Below are 8,351 nucleotides of genomic sequence, written 5' to 3' on the forward strand. Positions count from 1 at the left end.
CTGGTCAAAGACTCCTTCAGGGATCCCATACCAGTTGTACAGACGGTGGCTGCCCCCGGCCGAAATCCCCCAACTACCATTACGCCCCTTTCCGGAATAGGATGCTGTCAGGGCCGTATTGTAAAAATCCGTATCCAAAGGCGTGAAATCCAGGTCGCCCCGGGACGAGAAATGGTTCAGGCCTATATCTATCCGCTGGTTCCCCCTGTCAATGTCCCTGCTGGTATAAAAATCCAGGAGGGCATTGTTGAAATTGCCCAGGCCAAAGGACAGAGACGAATTGTATAGTTTTTCCGGGGCTGATTTTTGAACGGCGGCCGCCTTTCCCTTGGCGGGAACAAAGGTGGAGGCTACGGGAACGGAAAATATGCTGTACTGTATCTTCTTTTTGGAGAGGATGATCGAATCGTTCATCACGGGTAGGGATCTGATCTTGAAGGCATCCGATATGGAGGGGGAATACGACTTTACCACGGTAACGGTCTCCGTTCCCAGATCCCTTTCCTGGGCATAGGCCCCCAGGAATATACCGATCGATATGCTCAAGGCTAAAAGACTTTTTCTGGCCATACTGCTCATGGGTTTTTTAATTCTCATCAGGGTTTACAGAGGCGTTCTTCTCGGCTTCCCGGGCCTTGATCGAACTCAATTCTTTCCTTGCGCTGGACTGGATCTCGGGAAACTGGGAGAAGTTGTCGATCACACTTTCCAGGATATAGGTCGCCTGAAAGGCATCACCCAAAGCGTAGAAATTCTGGGCCATCACGATCAAACCCTTCCCTCCCCATTCTTTGTAGATGGAGTATTCACGGGCGAGTTTTTGTACAGCCGTGTTGCTGGCCTCCAGGGCGCCTCGTTTTTGTTTGAAATAGGCGTCGTGGTAAAGGGCCTCTGCAGCGAGTATTCCCGTTGCGATCTTCAGTACCCGCCCGTAGGCTTCCTCTGCCTTGGCCTCATCTCCCGTCTTTATGGCCGACCTGGCGATCATGACCTGGGCATCACTCCTGATCCGGTCATCGATCCCATCCGCCGCCAGCACCTTGTCTGCGTAGAGGAGTGTTTTCTGGTAGTCCTGCTGACCGTAGTATAACCGCATCAGGTTCTGACGTGCATAGGTACGGTTTTGCGGGATGTCTGCCGAAGTCTCGAGTTGCCCGAGGTACTTCATGGCCATAGAATTATCTCCCTGGGCCAGTAGCAGTTCGCAAGTCCTTGCCAATGCCTGTTCCTTGTATTCGCTGCCTCCCCGGTCTGCCACGTATCGGTAATGGGACAGGGCCTTATCACCTTTGCCCTGTGAGAAGTACAACTGCGCCAGTTTGAAACGCGCATCGACTATATGGCGGCCGGAAGGAAAATCCCTGATGTAATTCTCAAATCCCCTGATGGCAGCCTCGGTGCGATTCTCCAGGTTTTGCTGTTCGGCAGACTCGTAAGTGGCATTGTCCAGCTCGGAGTCGGACACTTCCACAAAATCCAGATTTTTCACCCAGGCGGCGTATTCATTCACCCGTCCCATGTCCATATAGACCAGTTTAGCGGTGTTCACAGCCTGAGAGGCCTCCTCGGATCCGGGAAATTTGCTGACCACAGCCCTGAATTGCTTCAGAGCTTCCTCATTCCTGTTGGCATTGTAGTGTACCAGTCCCTGTCTCAGCATGGCCTCCGGCACCAGCTTGCTGCCCCCATAGGTATCTACCAGCTCGGCATAGGCCCTGAGCCCTTCTTGTTCCCGGTTCTCCCGAACGTAGGTATTGCCCAGTTCGAAGAGAACATCGTCGTTGAGGGTTGATGAGGGATATCGGGATCTGAAGTCGTTTAGTTCTGAGATTTTGGTATCGTTCCGGCCCATAAAACCATAACTGATCGATTTTTGGAAAGCCGCGTAGTCCTGTTCCTGTCCGTTGGCAGAAATATAACGCGAATAAGCCCTTATCGCTGGATCGTATTCCCGGTTCACAAAATAACAGTCCCCCAGCCTGACCACGGCATCCTGCCCTTTGGGATCCCCTGCGTTCCGGTTCTCGAAATTCCGGAAATACGGAATGGCAGAATTGTAGTCCTTAAGTTTAAAATAGGTGTAGGCGAGGTTGTAATCCAGTTCCTTGTATTCAGGGGTATTGGCAGCCACCCTGCTCTGCTGGAATTGTATAAAATCCACCAGGGCCTGGTCAAATCGGTTGAGCAGGTACTCCGCTTCCGCTTTCCAGTATCGGGCTCTGGCCGTGAAAATCGCATCAGCATCAGTCCGGACAGCCCTCTCAAGCACATCCACCGCCTCCGTGTAATCCCCTTCCGTAAAGAGTTCCATCCCGCGAAAAAAAGCGACTTTTTGATAGGTCGATTTGTTCGCGTAATTCCTGTTTACATCGAGCAGTTCCAAAGCCCCCTTAAAATTTCTTGAGGTCAGGTAAGAATCGACCAGCAAATCCTGAATCTCATTGCTGTACTCATCCCTTGGATATTGCTCCAGGTAGGCTAGCAGCACATCAGTCACGGGTTCATACGCATTGCCGATCTCGTAGCTCAACCTGGCGTAATTGAGGAGGGCATCTTTCCGAATCTCTGCCGAGAAATCCATCTGGGATGCATTGCGGAAGGCATTGAGCGCCTCCTGTTTCTTGTCGAGTTTGAGATAACACTCGGCGAGGTGGTAATAAGCATTTTGGGCCACGGGATCCTTTCCCCCTATGATCTTGTTGAATTGCAGGATGGCATTGGCGTAGTCCCCCTGCTGGTAGTAGCAATACCCGAGCTGGTAAAAATCCGTGTTGTTCCATTTACCGCGTTTCCCCCTGTAGGATTCAAGGTGAGGAATAGCCTCTGCGTATTGCTTGAGGTTGAAATAACTCTCCCCTATGATCTTGTGGAGTTCGGATACTTCCTGCCTGTCTGACACCGGAAGTTGTTTTTTGGCAAGAGCGATAGCCTCCTCGAAATTCCCGAGTTTAAAATTCAGGTCGGCCTGAAAATAAGAGAGTTTTTCATCGAGCAGTTCCTGGTCCGTGATCTGGTCGAACTGACGGGTTGCCCCCTCGTAATCGTCCTGCTGGTAAGCGATAAAACCGAGGTAATACTTTGCCTGGGGTCCGTACTTTTCAGAATTCAACACCCTGTTGAAATAGGTCTTGGCCTCTGCGGGCTTTTTGGCTGAGTACAGAGAATACCCCAAATTGAAATGAAAGCGGTCCCTGTCCTTAAAGGGAACGAGGCCGGGCTCTACTTTCTCATACCATTTGAGGGCATAGGGGTATTTCCCGTTTTCGAAATAGTAATCCGCCACATCAAGGTACGCGGCATCTCTTTTAGTGGAGGTTGGGTAATTCTCCACAAATTCTTCCATGAGCCTGTCTGCCCCAACCTGATTGAGCCTCACAGCCGCATTGGCTGCATAGTAAGCACTATTGGCCGCAGTGGTCTCGTTTTCCGTACTGGCACCCACCTTTTCGAATAAGGTCTGAGCAGCCTGGTACTGGCGGTTGTTGTAGAGTTCCAGAGCCTCCCGGAACATCCTGTCTTCGTCTGTGTAGATCCCGGATTCCTGGGCTCGGACAGTGAGCAGCAGCCCAAGGGCCACCAGGGTTATGGCAGTCTTTTTCATTCGCATAGTGTTCTAGAGCTCTTGAGAATTACCGTGTTTGACATAGTAACGGCAAATAACCGACGGCAGTATAATCCGATCAAAGAAAAAGTTTTTTAAATCGCCCTCCCCTTTTATCCTGCAGAACTTATTACTTTTATATCAACATAAATCGCCTATGGAAGAACCTGTCTTGACCCTGAAAGAAGTGGCCGTATACCAGAAAGAAAACCTGGTCCTGAAGGATATCAACCTCGAGGTGATGAAGGGGGAATTTGTGTACCTCATCGGGAAGACAGGCAGTGGGAAGAGCAGTTTCATGAAGACCCTTTATGCAGATCTGCCCCTGAAACAGGGCCACGGAAGGGTGGTAGGGTTTAACCTGAAGACGATGGAGGAAAAGGATATTCCGTACCTCAGGAGGAAACTCGGGGTGGTTTTCCAGGATTTTAAACTCCTGCCAGACCGCAATATCCAAAAAAACCTGCTCTTTGTCCTGAAGGCAACGGGATGGAAAGACCCGGCCCTGATGAATGCGCGGATTGAGGAGGTTCTGGAAAAGGTCGGGATGAAGACCAAGGGATTCAAGTTCCCACACGAGCTCTCGGGGGGCGAACAGCAAAGGGTGGCCATAGCCAGGGCCCTGCTGAACGATCCGGAACTCATCCTTGCGGATGAACCCACCGGGAACCTCGATCCTCAGACCAGTGTGGAAGTGATGAAGGTCCTGCAGGAGATCAACAAGACAGGGCGCACTATCCTGATGGCAACCCATGACTATGCCCTGATCCTGAAGTACCCTTCCAAAACCCTGAAATGTGACGGCGCCAAGGTTTTTGAAGTGGTACAGAAGGCCGTCTGACCTGTTTCCCCTCCTGCTTATTTTTTATACGGATACAGGAAAAAAGCGTATCTTTCCTTACTGACCAACCTAAACCATCATGAGAACAAATTTTTTCGCTTGTTCGCTACTCCTCCTATCCCTTTTCTCCTGTAAATCTGATGCTCCTCCCAAGGCTGAAGTAGCCGCCCTCGAAGTCCGGGAATGGAAGCCGGAGGATGTTCGCAGCATGTCCGGGGCTCTTGCCGATCGCGGCCTGATCTACGATTCTGAAGAAGATACGGAAGGGTACGTCCTCTACGAACCCCCGACCAGCACCTACACCTTTCTGGTCGACAAACAGGGAGAAGTGGTTCATAAATGGCAATCGGACCTCAATTCCATGAATTCATACCTGCAGCCCAATGGCCATCTCATCCGGATGGAAAGGGATGAGGACTTTACCACCTTCGCTGCCGGGGGCCAGTCCGGGAGGATCAGAGAATACGACTGGGAGGGGAATCTCGTTTGGGATTTTTCCTATCACAGCGATACCTACCTTACCCACCACGATATAGAGATCATGCCCAACGGTCATATCCTGGCGATCTCCTACGACGCCCTGAGCGAGGAGGAAGCTATAGAGGCGGGCATGGATCCTAAACATGTCCCCAAAGCGGGGATATGGCTCGATAAGATCATCGAAATAGAGCCTACCCGACCGGAAGGAGGAAAGATCGTCTGGGAGTGGCGGATGCAGGATCACCTCATCCAGGATTTCGACGCTTCAAAAAAGAATTACGGGGTGGTTTCTGACCACCCGAGGAAACTCAATATCAACATACAGAGTGATGAAGTGGGCTCTCCGATGACCCAGGAACGGCTCGATCAGATGAAGCAAATGGGTTTCCTGACCTCTAATGCCACTGTTGACAACCGGGGTTCCGACGTCACCCACACGAATGCGGTTTCCTACAACCCCGATCTGGATCAGATCGTGATCAGTGTGCCGGGGTACGGGGAGGTCTTTGTGATCGATCACAGTACCACAAGCGAGCAGGCAAAAAGCGATTCCGGGGGTCGATGGGGCCACGGAGGGGATCTGCTCTACCGATGGGGCAATCCGGCCAATTATGGCAAGGGTGCGGAAGAAGACCAGAAACTCTTCGGGCAGCACGACAGCAAATGGATCCCTGAGGGGTATCCCGGGGCGGGCAACCTCATGGTCTACAACAACGATATTCCCCATCCCGATAACAAACTTCCTAATATGTGGGCCTCCCTGGCCGGCAACCCATCCCCTGCGATGAATGTGGCGATAGGGGATGTAGGTAACTATTCTGCGATCTATGAATGGTCCATTCCGTCAAAGAAGGCAGGTGTTTACGAGCCCGGGGAAGACGGGACCTTCGGGCCCGGGGAACCCGACTGGAGCTATACTGCTCCGGATCTTTATTCCCTCTATTCTGCCTTTATTTCAGGGGCCCATCGGTTGAAGAACGGACATACATTCATCACCCAGGGCATGCAGGGAAGGCTCATCGAAGTGGATGACGAAGGAAAGCTGGTATGGGAGTACTGGACCCCTTATAAGTATGATTACACCTTGCCGGACGGATCACCGGCCCAACCCACGGGCCCTTTTATCTTCGGTCTCTTCAGGGCTACCCTCTATCCCCAGGACCACCCTGCTTTTGCCGGAAAGACCTTGTCCCCCCTGGAACCTCAGCCGGAACCTTTTGTCCTTGAAATTCCACCGGACACGGAACAACCCAATCAATAATGTAAACCAATTAAAACCAACAGATATGTCTATTAAAATCATAGGAGCAGGATTCCCCAGAACGGGAACCACAACACTCAAACAATCATTGGAAATGTTGGGTTTCAACCATGTTTACCACATGAAGGAACTCCTGGTAAACCCTCACAATTTGCACTACTGGAAGACCTTGTCTGAGACCGGCGATACAGATTGGGACGGTCTTTATAATGGTTACGATGCCACAGTAGACTTCCCAGGTTATCCCTGGTATAAAGAGCATATGAAACGCTACCCCGAGGCCCGGGTGATCCTCACAATCAGGGATTTTGAAGACTGGTACCGAAGTGTAGACAGCACAGTATTCCGCGCCGGGCCACAGACCCCGGGAGAAAAGCTTAAGATGATGGGCAAACTCTTGTTTAGCAAGAGAGCCAGGAGGGTTGTGAAGTGCATTAAATTCTTTAAGAAGATCTTTTTCGCGGGGGAGATGAGCGGTCAGTTCGAAGACAAGGCTCATGCTAAAAAAGTATGGGAGGGCCACCTGGCCGAGGTAAAACGATATGTGCCTGAGGAAAAATTGCTGGTCTATGATGTCCGGGATGGCTGGGCCCCGCTCTGCCAATTCCTGGGTGTCGAGGAACCTAAGGAGGATCTTCCGCATTTAAACAAGAAGGAGAATTTCAAGCAAATGCTCCCTAAACTGATGAAAGGTGAAATGGCCTGATACGACTTCCCCTTCATAAACAAAGGAATACCCTATATGAACACCCAATCCTGGCAGGTCAAAGCGACATTGCTGCTGGTGAGCAGCCTCACCATCATGTCGATGATCACCATCTCGGCTTCCCTGCCCGACATGACACGATCCTTTGCCCACATCCCAAACAGTGAGGGATTGGTAAAATTATCCCTGTCCTTCCCGGGCCTGTTCATCGCCCTGAGCGCTATCGTTGCAGGGATCATCATCGACCGGACGGGCCGGCTCAAATTACTGGGTATTGCCCTGGTCCTGTACGCCATTGGAGGTACTTCGGGATACTGGCTTAAGGACCTTTACGGGATCCTGGCCGGGCGTGCCCTGCTGGGGATCTCGGTCGGAATTTCCATGACGATCGTCACCACCCTGGTGGCCGATTATTACCAGGGGAAGTCCAGGCAACAGTTCGCGGGATTGCAAATCGCGGTCATGTCACTGGCAGGGATTCTCTTTATTACCCTGGGCGGCTTCCTGGCCGATATAGGATGGAGGGTCCCCTTCCTCCTCTATTTCTTTTCCCTATTGATCCTGCCGGCAGCCTACCTGCACCTGAAAGAACCAAAGCGGGAACGAGAGGCTTCCGAACCTGTAAAAGGAATACGATCTCCCCGTATCATTTGGCTGATCTTCGCCAACGTAATGCTGATGTGGATCATCTTCTTCATCATCCCGGTTCAGATCCCGTTTTACCTCAAGGAGATAGGGATTGAAAAGAATGCCATGATCGGGGTTGCTATTGCTGCCAGCACGCTCTTCTCTGCGGTTTCTTCCTTTTCCTACAGCCGCATCAGGGACATGCTAGGATTCAGGCAGATCTTCGCCCTGGGGTATTTCCTGATGGCACTGGCCTTTGTCTCCATCGCCTTTGGGAATTCTTACGCCATGGTTCTCCTAGGTATGCTGTTGGCAGGCTTCGGGATGGGACTTATGATCCCAAACGCCAATCTCTGGGTGATGCACCTGGCACCCCAGGAAGTACGCGGCAAAGAGATCGGAAGGCTGACCACCTTTTGGTTCCTGGGACAATTCCTTTCCCCCCTGGTCCTCCTGCCCTTTTTGAAGTTCCTTACCCTGTCCCGCCTGTTTTATATCCTGGCAATAATCCTCTTCGGCCTCACTCTTATCTTTGTGATATGGTACTGGCTAAATCCGAGACCACCCGACCCTCCTCAATCTAAAAATTAAAGGACCCCGCCTTTGATACGCAAGAAAAAAACCGAAACCCCTGATAAGAAGATCCACCCTCTTATAGGAGTGTTGCTCTTTTTGATCTCCCTTATACTTCTGGTCATCACAGGTCCCCTGGGTTTCCTCTATGGACTTTTCCACAATCTGTTCAGGAGAGGGATTACGGGAGTGGGCGAATATTTGCTAAAAATTGCAATATCTGTCGACCAGCTCGGCAATGTACTTATGCAGCACCTGCTCA

General features: G+C 51.3%; 5 protein-coding genes and 2 pseudogenes. 5 read left to right on the forward strand and 2 right to left on the reverse strand.

The features are described from left to right. Together ABYP73_RS09130 and ABYP73_RS09135 are read right to left on the reverse strand one after the other, a co-directional pair. Positions 1–597: pseudogene (locus tag ABYP73_RS09130) on the reverse strand (TonB-dependent receptor); the annotation flags it as partial. Continuing rightward, on the reverse strand, positions 587–3,607 hold the full coding sequence (locus tag ABYP73_RS09135) for a tetratricopeptide repeat protein (protein ID WP_372974116.1): 3,021 nt from the start codon (positions 3,605–3,607) through the stop codon (positions 587–589). The pseudogene ABYP73_RS09130 and the gene ABYP73_RS09135, both read right to left, overlap by 11 nt. 151 nt (positions 3,608–3,758) lie before the next feature. Between ABYP73_RS09135 and ABYP73_RS09140 the strand changes: the two genes are divergently transcribed. The 5 genes and pseudogenes from ABYP73_RS09140 to ABYP73_RS09160 form a co-directional block, all read left to right on the forward strand. After that, positions 3,759–4,442 (forward strand): cell division ATP-binding protein FtsE, encoded by a 684-nt coding sequence (locus tag ABYP73_RS09140; protein ID WP_372945353.1) that lies wholly within the window; start codon positions 3,759–3,761, stop codon positions 4,440–4,442. A 79-nt stretch (positions 4,443–4,521) separates the two neighbouring features. After that, entirely contained in the window at positions 4,522–6,183 is a 1,662-nt protein-coding gene (locus ABYP73_RS09145; protein WP_372974117.1) for an aryl-sulfate sulfotransferase, read from the forward strand. Positions 6,184–6,208: 25 nt separating this feature from the next. Beyond that, a complete protein-coding gene (locus tag ABYP73_RS09150) occupies positions 6,209–6,889 on the forward strand; it encodes a sulfotransferase family protein (protein ID WP_372945351.1) in 681 nt (226 codons plus the stop codon). 36 nt (positions 6,890–6,925) lie between these two features. Beyond that, positions 6,926–8,107, forward strand: coding sequence for an MFS transporter (locus ABYP73_RS09155; protein ID WP_372974118.1), 1,182 nt, complete (start codon positions 6,926–6,928; stop codon positions 8,105–8,107). Positions 8,108–8,119: 12 nt separating this feature from the next. Beyond that, positions 8,120–8,351: pseudogene (locus tag ABYP73_RS09160) on the forward strand (NUDIX hydrolase); the annotation flags it as partial.

The organism is Muriicola sp. (assembly GCF_041567615.1).
GTDB lineage: Bacteria > Bacteroidota > Bacteroidia > Flavobacteriales > Flavobacteriaceae > Muriicola.